This is a genomic window from Mesorhizobium sp. ISC11, assembly GCF_037162595.1.
In the GTDB taxonomy this organism is placed as follows: Bacteria; Pseudomonadota; Alphaproteobacteria; order Rhizobiales; family Rhizobiaceae; genus Mesorhizobium; species Mesorhizobium ciceri.
The window spans coordinates 3,769,364-3,794,574 of record NZ_JAVSPW010000001.1; the positions used below are offsets into that span (position 1 = coordinate 3,769,364).

The 25,211-nt window shown below is 63.1% G+C and carries 21 protein-coding genes; 7 read left to right on the forward strand and 14 right to left on the reverse strand.

Features of this window, described 5'->3' with window-relative positions; all coding sequences use genetic code 11:
* Positions 1–131 precede the first annotated feature (131 nt).
* The 3 genes from RPF88_RS18430 (at position 132) to RPF88_RS18440 (ending at position 3,272) form a co-directional block, all read left to right on the forward strand.
* Positions 132–1,055, forward strand: a complete 924-nt coding sequence (locus tag RPF88_RS18430; protein ID WP_013533663.1) for a sulfite exporter TauE/SafE family protein — start codon at positions 132–134, stop codon at positions 1,053–1,055.
* The gene (locus RPF88_RS18435) at positions 1,055–1,846 is read left to right on the forward strand and encodes a TIGR02186 family protein (RefSeq protein WP_337122849.1); all 792 of its coding nucleotides are present in this window, start codon (positions 1,055–1,057) and stop codon (positions 1,844–1,846) included. The genes RPF88_RS18430 and RPF88_RS18435 overlap by 1 nt, the downstream gene beginning before the upstream one ends.
* 169 nt (positions 1,847–2,015) lie before the next feature.
* Positions 2,016–3,272: an Hsp70 family protein gene (locus tag RPF88_RS18440; protein ID WP_337122850.1), complete on the forward strand. Its 1,257-nt coding sequence runs from the start codon at positions 2,016–2,018 to the stop codon at positions 3,270–3,272.
* Positions 3,273–3,417: 145 nt separating this feature from the next.
* Here RPF88_RS18440 and RPF88_RS18445 read toward each other — a convergent pair whose 3' ends face one another.
* Positions 3,418–4,308 carry a LysR substrate-binding domain-containing protein gene (locus RPF88_RS18445; RefSeq protein WP_337122851.1) on the reverse strand — a complete coding sequence of 297 codons (891 nt, stop codon included), beginning with the start codon at positions 4,306–4,308 and terminating at the stop codon, positions 3,418–3,420.
* A 278-nt stretch (positions 4,309–4,586) separates the two neighbouring features.
* Here RPF88_RS18445 and RPF88_RS18450 point away from each other — a divergent pair, with 278 nt between their 5' ends.
* Genes RPF88_RS18450 through RPF88_RS18460 form a run of 3 tightly spaced genes read left to right on the forward strand, consistent with a single transcriptional unit; the run spans position 4,587 to position 9,187 of the window.
* Positions 4,587–7,517, forward strand: coding sequence for a molybdopterin oxidoreductase family protein (locus RPF88_RS18450; RefSeq protein WP_337122852.1), 2,931 nt, complete (start codon positions 4,587–4,589; stop codon positions 7,515–7,517).
* Positions 7,514–8,248, forward strand: coding sequence for a 4Fe-4S dicluster domain-containing protein (locus tag RPF88_RS18455; RefSeq protein WP_024503180.1), 735 nt, complete (start codon positions 7,514–7,516; stop codon positions 8,246–8,248). The genes RPF88_RS18450 and RPF88_RS18455 overlap by 4 nt, the downstream gene beginning before the upstream one ends.
* 3 nt (positions 8,249–8,251) lie before the next feature.
* A complete protein-coding gene (locus tag RPF88_RS18460) occupies positions 8,252–9,187 on the forward strand; it encodes a dimethyl sulfoxide reductase anchor subunit family protein (RefSeq protein WP_337122853.1) in 936 nt (311 codons plus the stop codon).
* 6 nt (positions 9,188–9,193) lie between these two features.
* Here RPF88_RS18460 and pdeM read toward each other — a convergent pair whose 3' ends face one another.
* From pdeM to RPF88_RS18485, 5 genes are all read right to left on the reverse strand, one after another.
* Positions 9,194–9,910, reverse strand: coding sequence for a ligase-associated DNA damage response endonuclease PdeM (gene pdeM, locus RPF88_RS18465; protein ID WP_337122854.1), 717 nt, complete (start codon positions 9,908–9,910; stop codon positions 9,194–9,196).
* Positions 9,907–12,456, reverse strand: a complete 2,550-nt coding sequence (locus RPF88_RS18470) for a ligase-associated DNA damage response DEXH box helicase (RefSeq protein ID WP_337122855.1) — start codon at positions 12,454–12,456, stop codon at positions 9,907–9,909. The genes pdeM and RPF88_RS18470 overlap by 4 nt, the downstream gene beginning before the upstream one ends.
* A 226-nt stretch (positions 12,457–12,682) precedes the next feature.
* Entirely contained in the window at positions 12,683–13,543 is an 861-nt protein-coding gene (locus RPF88_RS18475; protein ID WP_337123888.1) for a C40 family peptidase, read from the reverse strand.
* Positions 13,544–13,569: 26 nt separating this feature from the next.
* Positions 13,570–13,920, reverse strand: a complete 351-nt coding sequence (locus RPF88_RS18480; protein ID WP_013533675.1) for a MarR family winged helix-turn-helix transcriptional regulator — start codon at positions 13,918–13,920, stop codon at positions 13,570–13,572.
* Between the two features lie 72 nt (positions 13,921–13,992).
* Positions 13,993–15,357 (reverse strand): leucyl aminopeptidase family protein, encoded by a 1,365-nt coding sequence (locus tag RPF88_RS18485; protein WP_337122856.1) that lies wholly within the window; start codon positions 15,355–15,357, stop codon positions 13,993–13,995.
* A 116-nt stretch (positions 15,358–15,473) separates the two neighbouring features.
* Between RPF88_RS18485 and RPF88_RS18490 the strand changes: the two genes are divergently transcribed.
* Positions 15,474–16,295, forward strand: a complete 822-nt coding sequence (locus tag RPF88_RS18490; protein WP_013533677.1) for a tetratricopeptide repeat protein — start codon at positions 15,474–15,476, stop codon at positions 16,293–16,295.
* An 89-nt stretch (positions 16,296–16,384) separates the two neighbouring features.
* Here the strand turns inward: RPF88_RS18490 and RPF88_RS18495 are convergent, their stop codons facing one another.
* From RPF88_RS18495 to RPF88_RS18530, 8 genes are all read right to left on the reverse strand, one after another.
* The gene (locus RPF88_RS18495) at positions 16,385–17,407 is read right to left on the reverse strand and encodes a type II secretion system F family protein (RefSeq protein ID WP_013533678.1); all 1,023 of its coding nucleotides are present in this window, start codon (positions 17,405–17,407) and stop codon (positions 16,385–16,387) included.
* Positions 17,408–17,416: 9 nt separating this feature from the next.
* Positions 17,417–18,430, reverse strand: coding sequence for a type II secretion system F family protein (locus tag RPF88_RS18500; RefSeq protein ID WP_013533679.1), 1,014 nt, complete (start codon positions 18,428–18,430; stop codon positions 17,417–17,419).
* 29 nt (positions 18,431–18,459) lie between these two features.
* On the reverse strand, positions 18,460–19,959 hold the full coding sequence (locus RPF88_RS18505) for a CpaF family protein (protein WP_063171185.1): 1,500 nt from the start codon (positions 19,957–19,959) through the stop codon (positions 18,460–18,462).
* A gap of 29 nt (positions 19,960–19,988) precedes the next feature.
* On the reverse strand, positions 19,989–21,278 hold the full coding sequence (locus RPF88_RS18510; RefSeq protein ID WP_063171184.1) for an AAA family ATPase: 1,290 nt from the start codon (positions 21,276–21,278) through the stop codon (positions 19,989–19,991).
* 18 nt (positions 21,279–21,296) lie between these two features.
* Entirely contained in the window at positions 21,297–22,031 is a 735-nt protein-coding gene (locus RPF88_RS18515; RefSeq protein ID WP_063171183.1) for a CpaD family pilus assembly protein, read from the reverse strand.
* A 14-nt stretch (positions 22,032–22,045) separates the two neighbouring features.
* A complete protein-coding gene (locus tag RPF88_RS18520) occupies positions 22,046–23,566 on the reverse strand; it encodes a type II and III secretion system protein family protein (protein ID WP_063171182.1) in 1,521 nt (506 codons plus the stop codon).
* On the reverse strand, positions 23,563–24,375 hold the full coding sequence (gene cpaB, locus RPF88_RS18525; RefSeq protein WP_013533684.1) for a Flp pilus assembly protein CpaB: 813 nt from the start codon (positions 24,373–24,375) through the stop codon (positions 23,563–23,565). Before cpaB ends, RPF88_RS18520 begins: the two co-directional genes overlap by 4 nt.
* Positions 24,376–24,588: 213 nt before the next feature.
* Complete coding sequence (locus tag RPF88_RS18530) at positions 24,589–25,107, reverse strand: A24 family peptidase (RefSeq protein ID WP_013533685.1); 519 nt, start codon at positions 25,105–25,107, stop codon at positions 24,589–24,591.
* Between the last annotated feature and the right edge of the window lie 104 nt (positions 25,108–25,211).

Here is a 25,211-nt window from a genome sequence, read left to right on the forward strand (position 1 = left end):
GTTTTTTGTTTCGGCGGCGTAGCGCGGTTTGACTTCGCAGCACCTCCGGCGCAAGAACGAATTGGCTTGTCGGTCCAAGATGCCCGCAACGGTTGCATTCGCCGACAGGCAGAACTGATCGAGACTGACGGGTGGGCATCTATCTCCCGATCGCGGAAATTTCCGTCAATATCTTCGTCCTGCTGGCCATGGGCGCGGCGGTGGGTTTCCTGTCGGGCATGTTCGGCGTCGGCGGCGGCTTCCTCATCACGCCGCTGTTGATCTTCTACAACATCCCCCCGGCGATCGCTGTCGCCACCGGCGCCAACCAGGTCATCGCCTCCTCCGTCTCGGGCGTCCTTTCGCACATGAAGCGAGGGACGCTCGACCTCAAGCTCGGCGGGGTGTTGCTGGCCGGCGGCATTGTCGGTTCCACCGGCGGCATCTACGTCTTCGCCTTCCTGCGCAGGCTCGGCCAGCTCGACCTGTTCATCTCGCTGCTCTACGTCGTGCTGCTCGGCACCGTCGGCGGGCTGATGCTGGTCGAAAGCGTCAATGCGCTGCGCGCGACGCGCAGCGGTGCGGCGCCGGTGCTGAAGAAATCCGGCCAGCACAACTGGATCCACCGCTTGCCGCTGAAGATGCGCTTCAGGGCGTCAAAACTGTTCGTCAGCGTCATCCCCGTCCTTGGGCTTGGCGCCGGCATCGGCTTCCTGTCGTCGATCATGGGTGTCGGCGGCGGCTTCATCATGGTGCCGGCACTGATCTATCTGCTGAAAGTGCCGACCAATGTCGTCATCGGCACCTCGCTGTTCCAGATCATCTTCACCTCCGCCTACACGACGCTGGTCCACGCCACCACCAACCAGACAGTCGATGTCGTGCTGGCCTTCCTGTTGATGGCGGGCGGCGTCGCCGGCGCGCAGTACGGTGCCAAGGCCGGCCAGAGGCTGCGCGGCGAGCAGCTCAGGGCCTTGCTGGCACTGCTGGTGCTGGCGGTGGCGATACGATTGGCGATCGATCTTTTCGTCACCCCGCCCAACCTCTATTCGCTGTCTGCCGCGGGCCTCAACTGATGAAGGCTCGCAGCACATTCGCAACCGCCATTGTCCTGTCGCTGCTTGCGGCCGCCGTGCCGGCGAAGGCACAGATCCCGCTGACCGAAGGCATCCAGATCGGTCTCTCCACCGACAACGTCTCGATCACCGCCGGTTTTTCCGGGGCCGATCTGACCATCTTCGGTTCGCTGGAAAACCCGGATCCACTCGTCGCGCGCCAGGGCCGCTACGACGTCATCGTCGTGCTCGAAGGTCCGCCCAAACCGGTGGTGGTGCGCCGCAAGGACAGGGTGCTCGGCGTCTGGGTCAATCTGGACTCTGAGACCTTCGAAAACGTGCCGGTCTCCTATTCGGTGGCGACGACGCGGCCGCTGCAGGACATCACCGAACCCAACAGCTACAAGCAGCTGTCGCTCGGCGCCTCCAACCTCTATATGCAGCCCGCCGATGCCGGCGACAGCCCGGCGACGATCGAGGAGTTCACGGCAGCACTGCGGGAGCGCAAGTCGGCGACCGGCCTCTACAGCGAGAATATCGGCGGCGTGCAATTCCTGTCGCAGAACCTTTTCCGCGCCACAGTGAGGCTGGCGCCAAATGTGCCGGTTGGAACCCACAAAGCCCGCGCGTTCCTGTTCAAGAGCGGTCTGTTCATCAAGGAAAGCTCGGCCCAGCTCGAAATCCGCAAATCCGGTTTCGAGCAGTCGATCTTCCGTGTCGCGCACAATTATTCCTTCCTCTACGGTGTCTTCGCGATATCGCTGGCCATGCTGACCGGCTGGCTCGGAAGGCTGATCTTCCGGCGAGATTAGGATTTTCCCCGAAAAGTGGTTTCCCTTTGCCGAGGCATGCGGTAGACCGCGCTCCCCAGCCAAATGGCAGACACAAACAATTCGGTTCGGCAGAGCAGCCCGTCCCCGGACAGCGCGCGATTTCTCATGGCGCCTGTCGGCTCGCCGACGACAAATGCAGGAACTTGTCATGCGACCAGCCTTCGGCGGCATCGACTTCGGCACTTCGAACTCCACCGTGGGCGTGGTCCGCAACGGGCAGCCGCGCCTCGTCGCGCTGGAGAACGGCCAGGTCACGCTGCCCAGTGCCGTGTTCTTCAACTTCGAGGACAACCGCACCTGCTTTGGCCGCCAGGCCATCGCCAATTACACCGACAGCATCGAAGGCCGGCTGATGCGTTCGCTGAAGAGCGTGCTCGGCAGTTCGCTGGCCCATGAAAAGACCCGCATCAAATCGCGGTCGATCGGCTTCATGGAGATCGTCGGCATGTTCCTTGGCCATCTCAAGAAGAGGCTGGAAGCCGATGCCGGCGATACGGTCGAGACCGTCGTTCTTGGCCGGCCGGTGCAATTCGTCGATGACGATGCCGAGGCCGACGCGAAGGCGCAAAGCGAACTCGAGAACGCCGCGCGTGCCCAGGGCTTCAAGCACATCGCTTTCCAGTTCGAGCCGATCGCGGCGGCGCTCGACTACGAGCAGAAGGTGACACGCGAGGAACTGGCGCTGATCATCGATATGGGCGGCGGCACGTCGGACTTCTCGATCGTGCGGGTCTCGCCGCAGCGCTCCCGTTCGCCGGACCGCAAGGACGACATCCTGGCCAGCCGGGGCGTCCATATCGGCGGTACGGATTTCGACCGGCTGCTGAGCATCGCCCATGTCATGCCGCAGCTCGGCTATTTGACGCCGACCAAGGACGGCAAGCGCAACCTGCCGGCAAGCTATTTCATCGACCTCGCCACATGGCAGCGCATCAACCTGGTCTACACCGCCAAGGCGATGACGCATCTGCGCCAGATCCGCTACGAGGCCGAGCGCGCCGACCTGGTCGACCGTTTCATCCACGTCGTCGAACACCGCTACGGACACGCGCTGGCCGCACGTGTCGAGAAGGCCAAGATAGAGCTGACCGACAGGTCATCCGCAGAGGTCGCTGTGAAGCTGCCGGGTGCGGAGTTCACCGCCGAAATCACGCGCAGCGGGCTCGACGCGACGATTGACAGGGACATCGAGCGGGTCACCGCAACGGTCGGGCAGACTATCAGGGACGCTGAGGTGAAGCCGTCCGACATCACCGCGGTGTTCCTGACCGGCGGATCGACCGCGATCCCGCTGGCCAAACGAGAGATCCTGTCGCTGGTGCCGCAGGCATCCGTCATCGAAGGCGACATGTTCGGCTCGGTCGGACTTGGCCTGGCGCTGGATGCGCAACGCAAGTTCGGCTGACCGGGTCCATTGATATTCAGGTGATGCCGGCCTGCAAATGGCCGTCTTCTGCGCTTCCGGTACTCGCGTACCCGAACGTACGCTCCGTTCCGGTTCTCGGAACCAACCATTTTCGACTCGGCCTGACCTGAATCTCAGCGAACCCTCACCGTCGGTCCGACGTACCCAGATGCGCCTTGAGCGCCATCTGGGCCAGGCTTGCCTGGCGATCGCGATGGGTGATCATGGCGAAGTCGCGTTTCGGCAGTTCGAGCGGCACCGATCTCAGACCGCCTTCGGCCACGGCGCGAGCCGCGACAAGCTCGGAGATGATGGTGGCGCCGGCCCCCGCCTCGACCGCCTGGCGAATAGCTTCATTGCTCGGCAGCACCAGGAATATCTGGAGGTCGGCGAGCGAAATCCCTTCGTGGCGTGCCAGATCCTCCAGCACCTCGCGCGTACCCGAACCACCCTCGCGGATGATCCAGCGCAGGCCCTTGATGTCAGGGCGGCCGGGCGCGACTTCGGGGATCTCCGGATGCGCGCTGGCAACCACCAGCATCAGCCTGTCGACGTCGACCTTGGTGCGGCGCAGGATATCGGACTCGGTGCGGCCTTCGACCAGGCCCAGATCCGCCGCGCCATCGAGGACATTGGCCTCGACCTGCCTGGTGTTGCCGATGGAGACGCTCAGCCTGACGGCCGGATAGGCTTCGTGGAAGGAAGCCAGCCGGCGCGGCAGCCAGTAGCTGGCGATGGTCTGGCTGGCGGCGATCGAGAGGCTGCCGGTGACGGTCTGCGAGACATGCTCCAGCACATTGCGGGCAGCGGCGGCCCGTTCGAGCACGGCCTTGGCCTCGGGCAGGAACCGATGGCCGGTCTGGGCAAGCTCGATGTTGCGGCCGACGCGGTTGAACAGGTGGACGCCGTGCTGTTCTTCAAGCGCCCGGATGGCCGCCGATGCCGCCGACTGCGAAATGCCCAGCAGTTCCGCCGCCTTGGTCATATGGCCGCGCTCGGCGACGGCGACGAAAATCCGCAACTGGTCCAGGGTCATGTCCGTATTAAGAACCAATATCGATCGAATTTACAAGAACAACTGATTAGACAGATCGATAGCTTTATTCTAAGTTTTCCGGCGAAGTTAGAAAAAATTCGCCGAAAGATCGCAGAGAGCAGAATGATCGGGCGTTTCAGATCCCTGCTTGCGCATTGGATCCGCGGCATAAGGCGGCGGCTTGCCGGTCATCGCTACCACCCGGAAGAGCATTACATGCGCGGCCCCGGACCGAAGACGCGGGCCAAATCCATGCGCCGTACAGGCGCCACCGGATCATGATGCAGGGACCGCCGCGCGGCGCGAATTCGGCACCATCGCAACGCCCGCTTGCCGACACGCGAGCGCCCGACGAAGGCGACGGCGTCGACACCTCGCCTGCCGTTTCCGACAGCATCGCCAAGACGACCTGCTACATGTGCGCCTGCCGCTGCGGAATCGATGTACACATCAAGGATGGCAAGGTCCGCTACATCAACGGCAACAAGGACCACCCGGTCAATCGCGGCGTGATCTGCGGCAAGGGCAGCTCCGGCATCATGCAGCATTACAGCCCGGCAAGGCTGAAGAAGCCATTGCTGCGCGCCGGCCCGCGCGGCTCCGGCGAGTTCCGCGAGATCGAGTGGGAGGAGGCGTTTTCTATCGCTACGGAACGGCTGTCGAACATCCGCCGGACCGACCCCAGGAAACTCGCCTTCTTCACCGGCCGCGACCAGTCGCAGTCGCTGACCGGCTGGTGGGCGAGCCAGTTCGGTACGCCGAACTTCGCCGCCCATGGCGGCTTCTGTTCGGTCAACATGGCGGCCGGCGGCCTCTATACGATCGGCGGTTCGTTCTGGGAGTTCGGCGAGCCCGACTGGGACAACACCCGGTATTTCATGCTGTTCGGTGTCGCCGAGGATCACGATTCCAACCCGATCAAGATCGGTCTCGGCAAGCTCAAGGCGCGCGGCGCCAAGGTCGTCTCGATCAATCCGTGCCGCACCGGCTACAATGCCATTGCCGATGACTGGATCGGCATCCGACCCGGAACAGACGGCCTGTTCGTGTTCGCCCTCATCCACGAATTGCTCAAGGCGGGTCGCGTCGATCTCGAGTATCTGCTGCGCTACACCAATGCCCATGTTCTCGTCGTGCAGGAGCCAGGTGCTGCCGATGACGGGCTGTTCGTGCGCGACGCCGACGGAAATCCGCTGGCTTGGAACAGAGTGGCCAAAACACCGGTCAGTGCCGCCGATGCCGGTGCGAAACCGGCGCTGACCGGCAGCTTCACGATCGGCGGGCGCCGCTGCGTCCCGGTGTTCCAGTTGATCGCCGACAGCTACCTCGATGAGAGTTACGCACCGGACTCGGTCGCCGAGCGCTGCGGCATTGCCGCCGACACGATCCGCAGGATCGCCGCCGAACTCGCCCATGTCGCCTTCGAACAGACGATCGAATTGCCGATCGCCTGGACCGACTGGGCCGGGCGCCGCCACGAGACGATCAAGGGGCGGCCTGTCTCGATGCACGCCATGCGCGGCATCTCTGCCCATTCGAACGGTTTTCACACCTGCCGCGCCATCCATCTCCTTCAGGTGCTGTTGGGCACGGTGGATGTCCCCGGCGGCTTCCGCTTCAAGCCGCCCTACCCTCGATCCGCGCCGCCCGGACCGAAGCCGGCGGGCAAGACCGTCAAGCCGATGACGCCGCTCGACGGCATGCCGCTCGGCTTCGTCTGCGGGCCGGACGATTTGCTGGTCGACGAGGCCGGCACGCCGCTTCGCATCGACAAGGCCTATTCGTGGGACGCGCCGCTGGCCGCGCACGGCCTGATGCACACCGTCATCCGCAACGCCTGGGCAGGCGATCCCTACAAGATCGACACGCTGATGATGTACATGTCGAACATGGCGTGGAATTCCTCGATGAACACCGTCGAGACCATGGCGATGCTGACCGACAGCGACGAAGCGGGCAACTACAAGATCCCTTTCATCATCTATTCCGACGCCTATTATTCCGAGACCGTGCCGTTCGCCGATCTGGTGCTGCCGGACACGACCTATCTTGAGCGCCACGACTGCATCAGCCTGCTCGACCGGCCGATCAGTCATGCCGACGGACCGGGCGACGCCATCCGCCATCCCGTCATCGAGCCCGACCGCGACGTCCGGCCGTTCCAGTCGGTGCTGATCGAACTCGGCGCCCGGCTCGGCCTGCCTGGTTTCGTCGATGAGGACGGCTCGCCCAGATACCGCGACTATGCCGACTACATCGTCAACCATGAGCGCACGCCCGGCATCGGCCCGCTCGCCGGCTGGCGCGGCAAGGATGGGACCTCGACCGGCAGGGGTGAGGCCAACCCGGACCAGTTGCAGCGCTACATCGACAATGGCGGCTTCTGGCATCATGATTTCGCGGACGACCAGCGCTATTACAAGATGGCCAACCGCTCCTATCTCGACTTCGCGGTGCAGATGGGTTTTATCCCGAAAGCCGAACCGATCGTTTTCCAGCTCTACTCGGAGCCTATGCAGCGCTTCAGGCTCGCCGCGCGTGGCCATGGCCGTGTGGTGCCGCCGAAAGGCGATCGCCAGCGCACCGAGACCTACATGGACCCGCTGCCGTTCTGGCACATGCCCTTCGAGGAAGCGGTCGTCGACCTCGAAAAATATCCGCTGCATGCGCTGACGCAGCGGCCGATGCACATGTACCACTCCTGGGGTTCGCAGAATGCGTGGCTGCGGCAGATCACCAGCCAGAACCGGCTGTTCGTGCATCACCGGACGGCAGCCGGTCTCGGCCTTGTCGATGACGACTGGGTGTGGATCGAAAGCATCAACGGCAGAGTGAAGGGGCAGATCAAGCTGATCGACGGGGTGAACGAAAGCACGGTCTGGACCTGGAACGCCATCGGCAAAAGGCGCGGCAGCTGGGGGCTGAAGGACGACGCGGCCGAGAGCAATCGCGGCTTCCTGCTCAACCATATCATCGGCGACCAGACCTCGGCTGACGCGCAGGGCAAACGCTATTCGAATTCCGATCCGGTGACGGGCCAGGCTGCGTGGTTCGACCTGCGCGTGCGCATCGTCAAATGCGCAGCCGAAGAAGCCGGGTTCACCGAGCCGCAGTTCCAGCGTTTCCTGCAGCCGCCGCATTTCGAACCCTCGCCCGACAGACTGACTTTCGGCGCCGAATTCCGCAGGGCGAGAGAGGCGACCAAATGACCTGTCTGCCAAGTCAAAGCGACAAGAAACTCGGCCTTGTGATCGACCTCGATACCTGCGTCGGCTGCCAGGCCTGTGTCACCGCCTGCAAGGAATGGAACACCGGCGGCCACATGGCGCCGCTGACCGACATCGATCCCTATGGCGGCCATGTCGACGGCGTCTGGTTCAACCGCGTGCACAGCTATGAGCACACCACCGAGATGGGCGGACGGACGGTGAACTTCCCGCGCTCCTGCCTGCATTGCGAGACGCCGGCCTGCGTCACCGTCTGCCCGACTGGCGCCTCCTACAAGCGGGCTTCGGACGGCATCGTGCTGATCGACGAGGACAAGTGCATCGGCTGCAAATTGTGCAGTTGGGCCTGTCCTTATGGAGCACGCGAATTCGACACCGATGTCGGGGTGATGAAGAAATGCACGCTGTGTGTCGACCGCATCTACAATGACAATCTGGCCGAAGAAGACCGCGTGCCGGCCTGCGTCGCCGCCTGCCCGACCAGCGCCCGGCATTTCGGTGATCTCGGCGATCCCCTGTCGGCGGTCTCGCAACTGGTGGCCGAGCGTGGCGGCGTCGACCTGATGCCGGAGCTCGGCTATCGCCCGACCAACAAATATTTGCCGCCACGCGCCCACACCGCGCGCGCCGCATCGGTGGCCGCGCCGGCATTGGAACCGGTGCGGGCCGACGGCGGTTTCCTCGGCTGGGTCGACCGCATGCTTTCGAACTGACCCATGCATCCAGCCTTCTCCGTCGTCTTCTTCACCACTGCCACCGGCGCGGGCTACGGCCTGCTCGCGCTGCTGGGCACGCTCGGAGGCTTCCAGATCATCCCACCCGATTTCTGGCTGGGCTTCATCGGCATGGGGCTGGCGCTCGGCCTGATCGTAGCCGGCCTGTTGTCCTCGACGGGTCATCTCGGCCGCCCCGAACGCGCCTGGCGGGCGTTCTCACAATGGCGCAGTTCATGGCTGTCGCGCGAAGGTGTTGCCTCGGTCATCACCTTCATTCCGGCGGGACTGTTCGGCATCGGTTGGATATTCTTCGGCAAGACCGATGGCTGGGTCGGCATCGCCGGATCTCTGGCCACCATCGGCGCAATCATCACCGTCTGCACCACCGGCATGATTTATGCGTCGCTGAAGCCGATCGCCCAATGGCATAGCCGCTTCACCCTGCCCGGCTATCTCATCTTCTCGGCAATGACCGGCAGCGTGCTGCTGAACGCGCTGCTGCAGGGCTTTGCGCTTGGTTCGAAGGTGCAGCTGGCGGCTTGCCTGCTGCTGACCTTGACCGGCTGGGGCTGGAAGCTGGCGACCTGGCGCTACAATGACCGGCTGGAGATCCCGACCACCGCCAACACCGCGACCGGGCTGGCGGGAGGTACGGTGCGGTCGCTGGAATGGCCGCATACCGAAGAGAATTACCTGCTCAAGGAAATGGGTTTCCGCATCGCGCGCAAGCATGGCGCGCGGCTGCGCCAGATCACGCAGCTTCTGGCCTTCGCGTTGCCCTTGGGGCTGCTCGCCATTGTGTTCGCCCTGCCCTGGCCGCTGGCAGCGTTGCTGTCGGTACTCGCTGCTGCAATCCAGTTCGCCGGCATGCTGGTCGAGCGCTGGCTGTTTTTTGCAGAGGCGAAGCACACGGTTACGCTTTATTACGGCAGGTAGGGCTGTTTAGCCCGGCCGCAGCATCGAGCCGGAAATGGCAAAGATGCGTTGGGCGCCCAGCATATAGGCCATCAGGGTGTCCAGCCGGAACAGCCCGGCATAGGCGCGGTCGAGAACGTTGAGCGAACCGGTATAGGCGCCGAAGGCCGGCATGATCATGCGGCCGCCGTCGCCGGCAAAGCAGCGGCGCCGCACCGAGCGGCCCTGCTGGACGATGCGGGCGCAGGGATGCAGATGGCCCGCTATTTCGCCTTCGACACGCTGCTTCGACGGCTCATGCCGGAACAGCAGCGAGCCGATGGCAAGTTCACGCACCGTCTCGCCAGGCAGGTCGGCTGGCGCTTCCGGGTCATGATTGCCGGCGACCCAGAACCATTGCCGGCCTGATATCAACGCCTCCAGCCGCTCGCGGAAGCTTGCATGCATGCGCTGGGCGCCACCGCCATCGTGAAAGCTGTCGCCCAGGCTGATGACGATCGACGGCTGGTAGTCAGCGATGACGGCCTGAAGCCGCAGCAAGGTCGCGCCGGTGTCGTAGGGCGGAATCAGCGTGCCGCGGCGTGCCAGCGACGAGCCCTTTTCCAGATGCAGGTCGGACACGGCCAGAAGCCGCAGATCCGGAAAATAAAGCACGCCGCGCGGGTCGCAGACGGCGCATTCGCCTGATATGCCGACAAGGTCGGCCTCGGCGATCAGCGATGTGCGCGCCAGCGAAAAATTCATTCCTCGACCATCTCCGGCCCCATGGCCTCTGCGACCAGCGTCGCCGCATCCATCAGCAATGTCTCATCGGCTTCGCCGTTCACCGGCATCTTGCCGATCTCGAGCATGATCGGCACGGCGAGCGGCGATATCTGTTCGAGAGCCTTATGCACGATTCGACCCTGGATGCGCGAGAGCATGTCGGCAAGTCTGCTGACATCGAGCAGGCCGGTCGCCGCATCGGCGCGTGTGGCCTGCAGCAGGATGTGGTCCGGTTCATGGCTGCGCAGCACATCATAGATCAGGTCGGTCGAGACCGTGACCTGGCGGCCGCTCTTCTCCTGGCCAGGGTGGCGTTTCTCGATCAATCCGGAAATCAGCGCGCAGTTGCGGAAGGTGCGCTTGAGAAGCCAGCTGTCGGCCAGCCAGGCTTCGAGGTCGTCGCCCAGCATGTCCTGGTCGAAAAGTGCGCTCAGCGAAGGCTTCCTGGCTTTGAACATCGCGCCCATGTCGCCCAGTGACCATATAGCCAGCGCATAATCGGTGGCGACGAAGCCGAGCGGCCTGGCTCCTGCCCTGTCGAGGCGGCGGGTGAGCAGCATGCCGAGCGTCTGGTGCGCCAGCCTGCCCTCGAACGGGTAAGCCACCAGATAGTGGCGATTGCCGCGTGGAAAGGTCTCGATCAGCAGGTCGTCGCGCTTGGGCAGCACCGATTTGTCGGCCTGGAAGCGCAGCCAGTCGGCGACCTGCTCGGGCAGCTTTTTCCATCGCTGCGGGTCATCGAGCATGATGCGGACCTGTTCGGCGAGATAGGTCGAAAGCGGAAACTTGCCGCCTCCATAATAGGGCACCTTGGCATCGCTGCCCGGCGCGTTCGACACGAAGCATTCATTCTCGCGGATGCCCTCGAAGCGCAGCACCTTGCCGGCGAACATGAACGTGTCGCCATGCGTCAACGTTTCGAGGAAGGCCTCTTCGATCTTGCCGAGGACCCGGCCGCCACGCGAAGCCGTGCCTTTGCTGCCGGCCTGCACATATCGAACATTCAGCGCCGGCACCTCGATGATGGTGCCGACATTCAGCCTGTATTGCTGGGCGACGCGCGGATTGGACACCCGCCACAACCCATCCTTGTTCAAACGGATGCGGGCGTAGCGTTCGTAATTCTTGAGCGCATAGCCGCCGGTGGCAACGAAATCGATGACGCGGTCGAATGTCGGCCGGTCGAGGCTGACATAGGGTGCTGCCGTTCGCACCTCCTCGTACAGGTCATCGGCACGGAACGGCGCGCCGCAGGCGCAGCCGAGCACATGCTGGGCCAGCACATCGAGCCCGCCATTGATCAACGGAGGCGTGTCCTGCGCGCCTAGATAGTTGGCGTCGAGGGCGGCCCGGCATTCCAGCACCTCAAAGCGGTTGGCGGGGATGAGGATCGCCTTGGACGGCTCGTCCATGCGGTGGTTGGCACGGCCGATGCGCTGTGCCAGCCGGCTCGCCCCCTTTGGCGCGCCGACATGCACGACCAGATCGACATCGCCCCAGTCGATGCCGAGATCGAGCGTCGAGGTGGCGACGATGGCGCGCAGCGCGTTTTCGCCCATCGCCTTCTCGACGCGCCGGCGCTGGGCGACGTCGAGCGAGCCGTGATGCAGCGCGATCGGCAGGGTGTCCTCGTTGACCCGCCACAATTCCTGGAAAAGCAGCTCCGCCTGGCTGCGCGTGTTGACGAACAGCAGGGTCGTCTTGTGGTGCTTGATTTCGCGATAGATTTCCGGCGTGGCGTAGCGCGCAGAATGTCCTGCCCATGGCACGCGCTCTTCGGAGTCGAGGATGGAAATCTCCGGTTTCGCACCCCCGGTGACGACGATCAGTTCGGCCATGTCATGGCCTGTCGAACCATTGGGTGGATTCTGGCTGACCAGCCAGCGCCGCAACTCGTCCGGTTCGGCCACCGTCGCCGATAGCCCGATGGTTTGCAGACCAGGGACAAAGCTGCGCAACCGTGCCAGGCCGAGCGCCAGCAGATGCCCGCGTTTCGATGTCACCAGCGAATGCAGCTCGTCGAGCACGACGTAGCGCAGATCTTCGAAGAAGCGTCTGGCATCGCCGGCCGCGATCAGCAGCGCCAGTTGTTCGGGTGTGGTCAGCAGGATATCGGGCGGCACCAGTTTCTGGCGCTGGCGCTTGTGCGCCGGCGTGTCGCCGGTGCGCGTCTCGATGGTGACGGGCAGCCCGATCTCTTCCACCGGCTTGCCGAGATTGCGCTCGATATCGACGGCAAGCGCCTTCAACGGCGAGATGTAGAGCGTGTGGATACCGCGCTGCGCCTGGCCCGGCTTTCTCTTTGGCCGATTGGCCAGTTCGGTCAGCGAAGGCAGGAAGCCGGCCAGCGTCTTGCCGGCGCCGGTCGGCGCGATCAGCAGGACCGACTGACCGGCCTGGGCCTTCGCCAGAAGTTCGATCTGATGGGCGCGCGGCGACCAGCCTTTCTCGCCAAACCATCTGAGGAATGGTTCGGGCAGGGCCACGGCGGCATTCTGTTCGGCAAGGCGCGGCTCAACTGTCACCCGCCAGAGGTAGCGCGACGGCGCGCGAACGCCAAGGAAAATCGGAACAAAAGGTGATCGTGACCCCCTTCCCTTCTCCCCTTGTGGGAGAAGGTGGATCGGCGCGGAGCGCCGAGACGGATGAGGGGTGTTCCAGCGGAGTGAGACGTTGGCGTTCCCTGGAACACCCCTCATCCGTCGCCTTCGGCGACACCTTCTCCCACAAGGGGAGAAGGAAGAAACAGCACTACGGCCTCCTGAACCCTGTCGGGCCACCATAGAGATAACCGATGCGGTCAACCGCATCCTTCAGGCCTTCGCGCGACACCAGCATGGTGTGGCCGTTGGCGTGGATCATCGTGTCGGCATCGGTCATGACGGCGACATGGCCCTTCCAGAACACCAGATCGCCGCGTCGCAAGCCGGAGAAATCAGGTCCCGGTTCCAGCGTCTCGCCAAGTGTCACCGCCTGCATGTCGGAATCGCGCAGCACGTCTCTGCCGGCCATACGCATCGCCAGTTGCACCAGCCCCGAACAGTCGATGCCGAAACCGGAAGTACCGCCCCAGAGATAGGGTGTTCCTAGAAACGCCTCGGCAACCGCGACATAGTCGGACACAGCTTCACTGAGCGGCCGCAGGTGACCTGCGATCAGCGCCTCGCCGGACGGCAGGACCGCATAGTGCGTACCGCGCGCCTCGGCCGCCTCCGTCACTGTCACCGTCGATCCCATCGACAATTGTCCGGCGATCGGAAAGCGCAGATCCGGCCCGGGGTAGAGGAAGGTGCGCGGCACGCAGACGATGTGCGTCGGCGTATGGTCCCGTTTGCCCAGCATCGTGTCAGCGACGTAGCCGACATAGCCGTCGCGTTCGGCCTGGACCCAGGCCCAGCCTTCAGCGACATCGAAGACCAGGACATCGTCGCCGAACAGCGCTTGCGTGTTGACGCCGGCATCCGGCCGCGGCGCCTTGCGCATATCGGCCACTGACGCGATGACCCGCGCCGGCCGGCCGGCGACGAAGCGGTCAGCGGCGACCTCACCCTTCAGCCGTGCATCGGCAAGGTCGGAGCGAAAAGCGTGAAGGCGGGCATCCCTGGCAGTCAAATCGAGCACTCTGTTGAAAAGGTCGCTCACATAGGCAGTTCGAGCGCCTTGGCGATGATACCATCGCCGAAGCGCTCGACAAAGAGCGCGCCCTCGACCGTGCGCCTGATCAGAACATTGCGCTTGTCGAGCTCGTCGCGATGGCGCGAGACGAGTTTCAAAGCGCCCATCGTGTCAAGGGCGCGGGTGATCACCGGCTTGGTCACATTGAGCCGGGCGGCGAGCCCGCGCACGGTGTGCGGCGGCGGATCGAGATAGATGGTGAACAGGATCGCCGTCTGGCGCATGGTCAGATCGGGCGCGTCGTCGCGCACCTGCGACAGCATCACCTGCTGCCACAGTCGCAAGGCCTGGCTCGGGCGCATCGCAATCGACATCGCGCCAGCATGACGGCAAATTGTTTCGGTTCCGTTTCAGTCAAAGCGATTGCCGTCTTTCGCCTGCGACTGTCAGCCATAGCGTTTCGCGATGATCCGCTCCAGCGCGCGGATGCCCTGTGCCTCGCCGCCGGCGGGGCCATGCGGACGGTCAGCCGGGTTCCAGGCGAAGATGTCGAAATGCGCCCAGCCCGCGGTTTTTTCGACAAAGCGCTTCAGGAACAACGCCGCTGTGATCGAGCCGGCGAAACCGTCCGTGGTGACATTGTTGATGTCGGCGATCTTCGACGACAGTTTTGCATCGTAGGGCCGCCACAGCGGCATGCGCCACAGCGGATCCTCCGTCGCGACGGAAGCCTCCGCCAGATCGGATGCCAGCGTTTCGTCGCCGGTGTAGAACGGTGGCAGATCGGGGCCGAGCGCGACACGGGCAGCCCCGGTCAGCGTCGCCATGTCGACCAGAAGCTGCGGCTCCTCCTCGTCGGCCAGCGCCAGCGCGTCGGCCAGCACCAGCCGTCCCTCGGCATCCGTGTTGCCGATCTCGACAGTGATGCCCTTGCGGCTCACCAGCACGTCGCCAGGCCGGAAGGCGTTGCCGGCAATCGAATTTTCCACCGCGGGAATGAGCACGCGCAGCCGCACATTCAGCCCGGCAGCCATGATCATCGAGGCGAGGCCAAGGACATTGGCGGCACCGCCCATGTCCTTCTTCATCAGCAACATGCCGGACGATGGCTTGATGTCGAGGCCGCCCGTGTCGAAGCAGACGCCCTTGCCGACCAGCGTCACCTTCGGTGCGTCTTGCTGCCCCCATCGCATGTCGAGCAAGCGCGGTGCGCTGGTCGACGCACGGCCGACCGCATGGATCATCGGGAAGTTCCGGTCGAGGAGATCGTCACCCTTGATCACCGAGACTTCGGCCTTGTGCCTGGCGGCCAGGGTCCGCACCGCCTGCTCCAAATCTTCCGGACCCATATCGCTGGTCGGCGTGTTGACCAGATCGCGTGTCAGGAAGACGCCATCGACAATGCGGCGAACGCGCCCGGCATCGACGTCGGCCGGCAGGCCGAAGCGCAGCGCCCTGCCTGGCTTCTTGCCGTAGCGGGTGAAGACATAACCGCCGAGCAGCAGCGCGATCGCCGCGAGTTCGGCCTCGGCTGGCGCCAAGGCGAAATGCCAGTCGCCTTCCGGCAAGGCTTTCGACAATGCGCCGAGGGCAAGCGCGCCTTCGCCATCGCCGATACCGAACAAGGCGCCGCCGAGCGCCCCGTTTTCGCCGGGCACGACCAGTGTCCTGCCTGCCTCGCCGGAAAAGCCGTTGACCCTGGCCCAGGCGATGGCGGCCGGCGCAAGACCGGCCGCGTCCAGACCGTCCCTGGCGACCAGATGGACCGGCAACGCGCCCGGCAATGTCTTCCCGACGAGTTCGACAGGCATGCGATGTTCTCCGTGTGAGTCGCCGTTCTTAACCGTCCGTTAGGGTTAACAGAATATTTCTGCGAGAGGGAAGACGGCCACGCAATGGCCGCGCATGAATGGAGGCTTAGGGTGCCATGCCGACCAACCGCAGGATCAATATCAGGGGAAAACGGCTCATCACCATGGCTCTTGTGCTGGCGCTGACGGCGGGCGTCGCCGGTTGCGGAACCGACAAGCTCTCCACCGGCTCTATCGCACGCACCAGCGGCAAACCGCTTGAAAGCATGTCGGCCGGCGAACTGCACAATGCCACCGGCGCACTTGGCCAATCCTACGCGAAGAACCCCAACGACAAGCGGATAGCGACGAACTATGCGGCGGCGTTGCAGATGGATGGCGACGCCGACCAGTCGCTGGCCGTGATGCGCAAACTCGCCATCGCTTTGCCCAAGGATCGTGACGTGCTTGCCTCCTATGGCAAGGCGCTGGCCGCCAATGGCCAGTTCGAGGCGGCGCTCGACGCCGTGCGCCGCGCTCAGACACCGGAATATCCCGACTGGAGGCTGGTGTCGGCGGAAGCGGCCATTCTCGACCAGACCGGCCAGAAGGACGATGCGCGCCAGCTTTACCGCAAGGCGCTCGACCTCAAGCCGAACGAGCCTTCCGTGCTCTCCAATCTTGGCATGTCGTATGTGCTGGAAGGTGATCTGCGCACCGCCGAAACCTATATGCGCTCGGCCGCGCAACAGCCGAATGCGGACAGCCGGGTCCGCCAGAACCTGGCGCTGGTCGTCGGCCTGCAAGGCCGGTTCGACGAGGCCGAGAAGATCGCCTCACAGGAACTGTCGCCCGAACAGGCGCAGGCAAATGTCGCCTATCTCAGGCAGATGCTGGCCCAACAGAACGCCTGGAGCCAGCTCAAGGACCAGGACAAGCCGAAATCCGCAACCAACTGAGACCACAATCCGATGCCCCAACGAAGAGGCCGCGCTGCATGCAGCGCGGCCTCTTCGTTTGAAGTGTACTGCAGGAATTTGCCTTGCCGCTACTGGGCGTTTGTTGCCGGCGCCGCATGATCGCCGAAGATACCGCGTTGGCTGACCTGAATGCCGGCGGGACCCAGGATGATGGCGAAAAGCACCGGCAGGAAAAACAGGATCATCGGCACGGTAAGTTTTGGCGGCAGGGCGGCCGCCTTCTTCTCGGCCGCATTCATGCGCATGTCGCGGCTTTCGGCGGCAAGCACGCGCAGTGCATGCGCCACCGGCGTGCCGTAACGCTCGGCCTGGACGAGCGCCTGCGACACCGACTTGACCGAATCCAGGCCGGTGCGGCTTGCCAGGTTCTCGTAGGCCTGCTTGCGCTCCGGCAGATAGGAAAGTTCGGCATTGGTGAGGATGAACTCTTCCGCCAGCGCCACCGATTGCGCGCCGATCTCGTCGGCGACCTTGCGCAATGCTGCTTCCACCGACATGCCCGATTCGACGCAGATCAGCATCAGATCGAGCCCATCCGGCCATGCCATCTGGATCGACTGCTTGCGCTTGGTGGCGCGGTTGTTGACGTAGATGACCGGCGCGTAGAAGCCGCCGTAAGCAACGAGGATGCAGACGAACAGCCTGATGACCAATGGCTTGTCGGGCAGTCCTCCGAGCACGAAAATGTAGATTGCGGCCAGCGCGAAACCGACAAAAGGAAGCACGAGACGAAAGAAAAGAAACCGCGTCAGCGGATTCTGTCCACGAAAACCGGCCACCTTGAGTTTCTGCAAGGTGCCTTCATCGGCGAGCGCGCGTCTCAGATCCAGCCGGTCGACGATGTTGCGCATGCCGATCGACTGTTCCTCACGCAAGCCCTTGCGACGGCGGTCGGCCTCGACCGCAAGCCGGGCGCGCTGTTGCGCACGCAGTTCGTCGCGCTCCAGCGCAACGGATTTCATGCGTGACTTGAGCTGGTTTCCGCCAAACGCCGGCAGCAAGGTGAAGACGGTCGCAAACACCGCTATCGCGACCAGCATCGCGATCAGGAAGCTCGGATCCGTCAGGGTCTTGATGACTTGCTCGGTCATGCCAGCATCCTAGACTTCGAAGTTCATCATCTTGCGCATCACCAGGATGCCGATCGACATCCAGACCGCAGAGCAACCAAGGATCAGGTTTCCGACGCTGGTGTTGAACAGCGGCATCAGGTAGGCCGGGCTCGACAGGTAGACGAGAAAGGCGACGATGAAGGGCAGCGCACCGATGATCGCGGCGGATGCCTTCGCTTCCATCGACAGCGCCGCGACCTTGGCTTTCATCTTCTTGCGATCGCGAAGCACGCGCGAAAGATTGCCCAGCGCCTCGGAGAGATTGCCGCCGGCTTGCGATTGAATCTGGATAACGATGCCGAAGAAGCTTGCCTCGGTGCAAGGCATGGTTTCGGGCATGCGCAAGGTCGCGTCGGGGATAGAGAGGCCCATCTGCTGTGAATCGACGATGCGGCGAAACTCGGTCTTTACGGGTTCGGGCGATTCGTTGGCGATCAGGCGCACGGCATCGTTCAGCGGCAGGCCCGATTTGACCGCGCGCACGATGATGTCGAGCGCGTTTGGAAATTCGTTGAGGAATGCCTTGACCCGGCGGGCGCGGCGAAACGTGACGAACCAGCGCGGCAGGCCCAGCCCCCCGGCCAGCAGCACGCCCGGCAAGGCGATCAGCGGGGCTCCGGCCACGAAAGCGGCCATCGTCAAAACGATGCCGCATATTGCGGAATATATATAGAAACGCTCGATGGTGGTCTTGAGGCCGGCCTGACGAAGCTGGGCTTTCAGCGGCGGCTTCTTGACGCGGCTGTCCTTGGTTTTCTGCTTGGCGTCGAGTTCGTTGAGAGAATCCTGAACCGATTTGCGCCGCTTGGCGGCTTCCGCCACGCGGTCGCGCGAGGCCTTGACGACGGAGCGATCCGTCTCGGCGGTCCTGATTGTTTCGAGCCGCTTGCCGACCTGTTTCTCGTTGCTGATCCGGGTGAACAGAAATGCATAAGCGACGGCGCCGGCGCTGAAGCCGGCGAGCACGACAAACGCCAGTACTGTGCCGTCAATTCCAAACATTGGCCCGAACCCTTACACCCCAGCAGACGTCAGTCAGCGCGTTTCTCCATCGCCTCGAGCGCAATGGCGAGACGCTGCTCCTCGCCGTAATAGCGTGCACGCTCCCAGAAATGCGGACGGCCGATGCCGGTCGATACGTGCTCACCCAACAGCCGGCCGTTGGCGTCCTCGCCCTTGATGTTGTAGAGGACGATGTCCTGCGTGATGATAACGTCGCCTTCCATCCCGATCACCTCGGTGATGTGGGTGATGCGGCGCGATCCGTCGCGCAGGCGCGCTGCCTGGATGATCACGTCGATGGAACCGACGACGATTTCGCGCACTGTCTTTTGCGGCAGCGAATAACCGCCCATGGCAATCATGGATTCGATGCGGTTCAGGCATTCGCGCGGGCTGTTCGAGTGGATCGTGCCCATCGAGCCGTCATGGCCGGTGTTCATCGCCTGCAGAAGATCGAACACTTCGGGTCCGCGCACTTCGCCGACGATGATGCGCTCGGGCCGCATGCGCAGGCAGTTCTTGACCAGGTCGCGCATCGTCACCTCACCCTCGCCCTCCAGATTGGGCGGGCGGGTTTCGAGGCGCACCACATGCGGCTGTTGCAATTGCAGCTCGGCCGAGTCTTCGCAGGTGATGACGCGCTCCTCGCGGTCGATATAGTTGGTCAGGCAATTGAGCAGCGTGGTCTTGCCCGAACCGGTACCGCCCGAGATCACGATGTTGCAGCGAACACGGCTGATGATCTTGAGAACTTCGGCGCCCTGCGGCGAGATGGCGCCGAACTTGACCAGTTGGTCGAGCGTCAGCTTGTCCTTCTTGAATTTGCGGATGGTGAGCGTGGCGCCGTCGATGGAGAGCGGCGGCGCGATGACGTTGACGCGCGAGCCATCGGGGAGGCGCGCGTCGCAGATCGGGCTGGATTCGTCGACGCGGCGGCCAACCTGGCTGACGATGCGCTGGCAGATGTTGAGGAGCTGCTGGTTGTCACGAAAGCGGATGCCGGTCTGTTCGACCTTGCCGTTGACCTCGATGTAGACGTTCCTGGAGCCGTTGACCATGATGTCGGCGATGTCGTCGCGGGCGAGCAGCGGCTCGAGCGGCCCATAGCCGAGCACGTCGTTGCAGATGTCCTCGAGCAGCTCTTCCTGCTCGGCGATCGTCATTGCGAAGTTCTTGATCGCGATGATGTCGTTGACGATATCGCGGATTTCCTCGCGCGCACTTTCAGGATCAAGCTTGGAAAGCTGCGACAGATCTATGGTGTCGATGAGTGCGGAGAAGACCTGGCTCTTGGTATCGTAATAGGTTTCGCTTTTTTCGCGCTGTGCCCGCTTCGGCTCAGGCGCCAATGGCGGTGCCTCGACCGCACGGCGCGCCGGCGGCGCGACAGGCGCGCTTGGCGCCGAGGGCCGTGTCAGAACCGCCGTGTCCACGGAACCTGCAGCCGGCGGCGCAACAGGCGCCGGTGCTGGCTGGCGAAATTCCGGCGTGAACCGGTTGCCGTCGTCGCTGCCTCTTTTACCAAACATGATCGACTACCGATTCCACTGCTGAAGCGTCACTTCTTGTTGCGCGAGAGCTTGCCGAGCAGGCTGCCGAGCCCGGCCTTCTTCCTGATCTTGATTTCGCTGCGCCCGGTCAGCACATGCGCCATTTCGTTGATCATTGCGACGATCGGATTCTTGGCATCCATTTCGCCAAGCATGCGTCCGTTGTTGGCAGCATTGCCGAACAGCAAGGGATCAAAAGCAATGACCGACATTGGCGACAGACCGAGCGGCTCGGCGAAATCGGCCGGCGAAATCTCCGGGCGTTTCGGGACGCCGGCCTGGTTGATGATCAGCTTGGGCGGCGGATCATTGGGACGAAGCCGCTTGAGCATGTCGATGAGGTTCTTGGTGTTGCGCAGATTGGCAAGTTCCGGTGTCGCGGTGATGACGATCTCGTCGGCCTTGACCAAGGTGTTCTTGGTCCAGCCCGTCCAGGCATGGGGGACGTCGAGCACCAGAAGCGGCACGCTGCGCTGGGCGGTGTCGATGAGCTGAACGAAGGCCTCTGGATCGAAATCATAGACCCGTTCGAGCGTCGAAGGCGCCGCCAGCAGCGACAGATGCTCGGCGCACTGGGTCAGCAGCCGGTCGAGATAGACTTCATCGATGCGTTCCGGTGAAAACACCGCCTCGGCAATGCCTTGCGCCGGATCCTGGTCGAAATTGATGTTGGCGGTGCCGAAAGCCAGATCGAGATCAGCGACGACCACTTCGGATTTGAACAGGGAGGACATCGCCCAAGCCACATTGTGGGCGATCGTCGAGGAGCCGACACCGCCCTTGGCGCCGACGAAGGCGATCGAGCGGCCGAGCGGCTCGGCTTCCGGATCGATGAAAATCGACGACACCACGCTGACGATGTCGGCCATCGAGACCGGAGCGATCACATATTCGGAAATGCCGTTGCGGATGAGTTCCCGGTAGAGGCCGACATCATTGTAGTGGCCGATCACCACCACCTTCGACGTCGGATCGCAATATTCCGAAAGCTGGGCGAGTTGTTCCAGCAATTGCTTGGGCTCGCTGCGCGATTCCAGCAGGATCAGATTGGGCGTCGGCGCCGATTGGTAGAATTCGATGGCAGTGGGAACACCGCCCATATGGACCTTGAGATGCGCCTTCGTCATGCGACGGTCCTCGCCGGCGCGCTCGACCGGGTTGGCAACACCCTCGGTCTCGCAGAATGCCTGGATCGAGATGCGCGGGATCGGCCGCAACGCCTGCATCGCGGCGATGTCCTGCTGCGAGGTATCGCTGCCGTCCACAGGAGTGTCATAGGCCAGATTGTTCATGTCCATGTGCTCCGGAACTGCGCTTTAGTAGCTAACTTCGCCTTCTGCTTGCCAATCAAAGAACGGTTGATTTCGGTACCCGTCGATGACTTTTCCACGCTGCTCGGCGTCGATAGGCGCCTGCTTGCGTGGTCCAAGCAGATCGGCCGGATTGGCCATCTGGGCAGCAAGATTGTTCTGATAGGAGCAGCCGAAATCGGCATAGTGCTTGTTTTCCGATGTCTCCACGAGATCTTCGGGCCAGCGCCCGCATTTATCGGTCTGGGCTTTCACCGAGATATAGGCAACGCGAATGGGGGCCGAGGCTTCGGCGGAAGCGGACTGATAGGAGGTCATGACGATCCGGTTGCGCTTGATGCCGCTGGCAACCGCCAGCCGGGCGAAATCACGCCCGGCAGCGGCCGCCGCGACCTCGTTGGCCGAGCCTGCCGGGATTGCAATCGTCAGCGTCGGGGCGGCGCTCCTGTCGTAGCCGTCGAGGAAGCCCGAAAGCGTGTCACGCTGGGAGCCCGTCATGCCACGGTCACCGGCGCCCACCGGCAGATCTATCTTCTGGTTCTTCTCGGCGATCACGATCGGATGGTTGGTGCGATAATCGTCCGGGATGGAGCCGACCGTGATGCTGTCGCGCTGGGCGCAGCCGGCCAGCAGTGCCGCCATCGCAATCGCCAGAACCGGAACGGACCGCCGGCAGACCCGCGAGCGGCCAAAGCGCATCGTTGCGGCGATGGTGCTTGCCTTCAATGCTGACTGAGACATGTCCGCTTCTCCGCTCACTTGTAGATGAAGCCGACGACGCCGTGGTAGCGGCCGTTGGGCTTGTCGGTCTGCATGGTGCCGTAGACACGATTGACGCGGCCAAGGAACATGGCGGCGCCATCGCTGGCGGCGTTGAAATTGTCGTCCGGCTTGGCAAGGTCGTTGCGTGCCACCGGCTTCACCAGATAGGGGGTTATGATGACGACGAGCTCGGTCTCGTTGCGGACGAAATCCCTGCTGCGGAAGAGCGCGCCAAGCACTGGAATCTTTGTCAGTCCGGGCAGTCCGTTGACGGCTTGCCTGACATCGTCGCGAACCAGGCCGGCGATCATCATGGAGCCGCCCGAGGGCAGTTCAACGGTCGTATCGGCAAGACGCTTACGCAGCGAAAGGGCGTTCATGCCGGAACTCGTCACGCCTTCGGACAACGACACGGATCCCTCGGTTGTCGGCTCGGAAACCGAGGTTCGGACTTTCAGGCTTATGCGGCCGGGAGACAACACCACCGGCTGGAATTCCAGGCCGATGCCGTACTCGATCTTTTCGACACTGTAGGTCTTCAACCCAGTCCGGTTGTCGTCGGATACCTTCTGGTCGACATTTGTGACCATGTTGTATTCACCACCGACCTTGAAGGTCGCCTTCTCGCCGGATACGGCGGTCAAGGTCGGCTCCGCCAAAGTCTTCATGACTCCGGACTGCTCCATGGCGTTGACATAGGCCTGCAGCCCCGACGCGCCGACCTGGAGGCCCGAGTTCGATAGCTGCTTGCCGAGACCCATGAAATTGTCGCTGACCGCGCCGTAGCTAATGCCGTTGCTGCCCCCGCTGCCGACCATGTTGACGCCGAGCTGCTTCATCACCGAGCGGCTGACTTCGGCGACCGTGACCTTCAGCGTGACCTGGTCGTCGCCAATGATCTGCAAAAGGTTGACGATCTTGCTGGTGCGGCGCTCCTGGTCCGGATTGTTGATGTCGACACCGCTCTGGGCCGAACCGCCGGCAGCGGTCTGCGAATATTGTCCGGTCGTCGCTTCACCACCGGAAACGAAGATCGTCGCCAGGTCGACCGCGCGTTTTGCGTCCAGCGGCGTGTCGACCGTTCCGGTCAGGACGACGTTGTCGTTCAGCAGTTCCACCTTGATGGCCGACGTCGGCAGGAAGCGCCTGATATAATCCTCAAGGCCGGCAACGTCGCGCTCGACGGCCAGGTCCAGACTGACGATCTGCTCGCCATTGGGGCCGAAGACAAAGATGTTCGTCTCGCCGACCGCCTTGCCGAACAGATAGATGCGCCTTGCGGTGCGGGTCACCGCATCGGCAACCGCCGGGTTGGCGACGAGAATGTCATAGGCATCGCTCGGCAGGTCGATGACCACCGACTTGTTGAGGCCGAGCTTGACGCGCTGGGTGGCCGTCGATGCCGTGACCTGCGCGTTCTTTGCCTCGACGACGCTGCCTTGCACATTCGTTCCGACGAGCAGCAGGCCGAATGCCGCGGCTACGATTGCCGGCAGTTTGCCACCTAGCTTCATTTCCTTGCTCCCACTTCGGAAACTTCGCCCGACTTGATCAGCCTCACCGTTCCCCTGCGGCCATTGCCGGAAACGAGATAGTCGGCCTCACCCACATTCTTTTCCTGCGTGTCCGCGACCGCCCGCAGCGCCAAGGTCAGGCGATCCGCCATCTGCTGGGCGACGGTGATAATCTCCGCCTGCTTGGGCGTCAGTTCCAGCGTGGCGGTCTGGCCCACCCTGGTCTTCTTGCCTTCCTCGTCCTCCTGAATGGTCTGGTCGATGGCCAGGACGCGGATGTTCTTGAGGATGGTTTCGGTGTTGAAGCCGGCGGCACCGCTGGCGGCATCGGCCCTGCGGGTCATGATGACGTCGACGAAATCGTTGGGAAGAATGAAGCCGCCGGCCGACGTGTCGGCCGAGATGGCCGTGGCGACCGCCCGCATGCCGGAAGGCAGGATCGACGACATGAAGCTCTGCCCCTCCCCGATCAGCTTGGAACGCCGCAGCGGCTCTCCGGCATACATCGCCACACGGGCAATGGAACCCTTCAGCTTGTCCAGCGCCTCGGGCTCGGCGGTGCGGGTGATGAAATTCGCGTTGACGCCGTCGGCGGGCCAGGATTGCCAGGCGATGTTGTTTTGGATCGGGCTGCCCATCGGAACGTCGCCTGAAAGCACAAGCACATCCTGGAGTGCCACTGCCGGGGCCTGGGGAGCGGAATCGACGACGACCTGGGGCGGCGGTGCCACCATGTTCTTCGCGACATAGCCAGCGCCACCCGCCGCGGCCACCGCCACGCTCAGAATTATCAATCGCGATGCTGGCATCTGTCCGAACCCTTGCCCTGGCAAACCACGTAGCCAAGCCGGACTTTGCAGCGGCAATCGTCAAAACAAGGTTAATGTAATGCTTACGATCGTGATTAATTTAACGTTTACATAAATTAGCCGGACTATAGCCGGACCGGCCAAAACAGCCGGGCCGACCCCGTTGAGAACGGGGTCTCGGCAATGCTGACAGACAATAAAATAATATCGTGGTCAGGCCGCCAGCCTGGCCAGCGCCCATATCATCAAAGGCGAGTCCGGATAGGTCAGCAACCCGCCAAGGCCGAGCGCGACGCCATAGGGAACGCCTTTTGCCTCGTCGGCGAAATGGCGCAGAAACGGATTTTGGCCGGTAACGGCCGCAAGCATCGACTTCCGGTAGAGGATGATCGCGAGCGTCAGCAGGCCGCCGATGATTGTCGAGGCGACAAGATACTCCACGAGATTGACATTGAGGCCCATCCACATCGCGGTTGCGGCCAGAAGCTTGGCGTCGCCGCCGCCCATGCCGCCTATTGCAAACAGGCCGAACGTCACGGCCAGGACCAGGGCGCCGGCGGCGAAATGTCCGCCATAGGCCGCCCAGTCCATGCCTGTAAGGGGCGCGACCAGCGCGAAAACGACGACGAGCAGCACCGGCACGCGGTTGGCGATCGTCATCGACAGCATGTCGGAGATCGCGGCAAACAGCATGCAGAACGGAAAGACGACGAAGATCAGGGCTTCAAGCATCGGCGCCATGCCTATTGTCCGATTTCACGGGCTCAATCTAAGTATGTTCGATTAACGATTGATGAGGCCAAGAACGAAAAGACGACCTATATTGGCAGCGGCAT

Coding starts and splice junctions, on each gene's coding strand:
- RPF88_RS18485 (WP_337122856.1), bottom strand. CDS start 15,357: ATGCCTGTCGAACTCGTCGGGAAGACATTGCCGGGCGCGTTGCCGGTC.
- RPF88_RS18500 (WP_013533679.1), bottom strand. CDS start 18,430: ATGTTTGGAATTGACGGCACAGTACTGGCGTTTGTCGTGCTCGCCGGC.
- RPF88_RS18455 (WP_024503180.1), top strand. CDS start 7,514: ATGACCTGTCTGCCAAGTCAAAGCGACAAGAAACTCGGCCTTGTGATC.
- cpaB (WP_013533684.1), bottom strand. CDS start 24,375: ATGCCAGCATCGCGATTGATAATTCTGAGCGTGGCGGTGGCCGCGGCG.
- RPF88_RS18490 (WP_013533677.1), top strand. CDS start 15,474: ATGCCGACCAACCGCAGGATCAATATCAGGGGAAAACGGCTCATCACC.
- pdeM (WP_337122854.1), bottom strand. CDS start 9,910: ATGAATTTTTCGCTGGCGCGCACATCGCTGATCGCCGAGGCCGACCTT.
- RPF88_RS18515 (WP_063171183.1), bottom strand. CDS start 22,031: ATGTCTCAGTCAGCATTGAAGGCAAGCACCATCGCCGCAACGATGCGC.
- RPF88_RS18440 (WP_337122850.1), top strand. CDS start 2,016: ATGCGACCAGCCTTCGGCGGCATCGACTTCGGCACTTCGAACTCCACC.
- RPF88_RS18510 (WP_063171184.1), bottom strand. CDS start 21,278: ATGGACATGAACAATCTGGCCTATGACACTCCTGTGGACGGCAGCGAT.
- RPF88_RS18450 (WP_337122852.1), top strand. CDS start 4,587: ATGATGCAGGGACCGCCGCGCGGCGCGAATTCGGCACCATCGCAACGC.
- RPF88_RS18480 (WP_013533675.1), bottom strand. CDS start 13,920: ATGTCGATTGCGATGCGCCCGAGCCAGGCCTTGCGACTGTGGCAGCAG.
- RPF88_RS18530 (WP_013533685.1), bottom strand. CDS start 25,107: ATGCTTGAAGCCCTGATCTTCGTCGTCTTTCCGTTCTGCATGCTGTTT.
- RPF88_RS18445 (WP_337122851.1), bottom strand. CDS start 4,308: ATGACCCTGGACCAGTTGCGGATTTTCGTCGCCGTCGCCGAGCGCGGC.
- RPF88_RS18520 (WP_063171182.1), bottom strand. CDS start 23,566: ATGAAGCTAGGTGGCAAACTGCCGGCAATCGTAGCCGCGGCATTCGGC.
- RPF88_RS18495 (WP_013533678.1), bottom strand. CDS start 17,407: ATGACCGAGCAAGTCATCAAGACCCTGACGGATCCGAGCTTCCTGATC.
- RPF88_RS18460 (WP_337122853.1), top strand. CDS start 8,252: ATGCATCCAGCCTTCTCCGTCGTCTTCTTCACCACTGCCACCGGCGCG.
- RPF88_RS18435 (WP_337122849.1), top strand. CDS start 1,055: ATGAAGGCTCGCAGCACATTCGCAACCGCCATTGTCCTGTCGCTGCTT.
- RPF88_RS18505 (WP_063171185.1), bottom strand. CDS start 19,959: ATGTTTGGTAAAAGAGGCAGCGACGACGGCAACCGGTTCACGCCGGAA.